Annotated in this window: 1 protein-coding gene; it reads left to right on the top strand. The window is 61.6% G+C overall.

Going from position 1 to position 422, the window contains the following annotated elements:
- Nucleotides 1-422: MFS transporter (locus M8J71_RS22790; protein WP_256250146.1), on the top strand; the 422-nt coding region annotated here is incomplete at both ends.

Below are 422 nucleotides of genomic sequence, written 5' to 3'. Positions count from 1 at the left end.
ATCATCCCGCTGAGCCTGTTCCGCAACCGGATCTTCGTCAACGCCACGGCCATCGGCTTCACCCTTGGCCTGGGCATGTTCTCCGCGATTGCTTTCGTCCCCACGTTCCTGCAGATGTCCTCCGGCACCTCAGCGGCCGAGTCCGGCCTTCTGATGCTGCCGATGATGGCAGGCCTGATGGGCACCTCGATCTACTCTGGCATCCGGATCTCCAAGACCGGCAAATACAAGCTGTATCCCATCCTGGGAGCTGCCTTCACCATGGCTGCGATGCTTTGGATGACCACCCTCGCTGCCAGTACGCCCATCTGGGTCATCTGCGTCCAGCTGTTCATCTTCGGAGCCGGCCTGGGCCTGATCATGCAGGTAGTGGTCCTAGTGGTGCAGAACTCCGTCCCCGCGGACCAGATCGGCACCGCCAC

Origin of the sequence: Pseudarthrobacter sp. R1, from assembly GCF_024494415.1 — a bacterium.
GTDB lineage: Bacteria > Actinomycetota > Actinomycetes > Actinomycetales > Micrococcaceae > Arthrobacter.
Note: the sequence above shows the minus strand (reverse complement) of the source record. Positions and strands in the feature narration are given on the sequence as shown.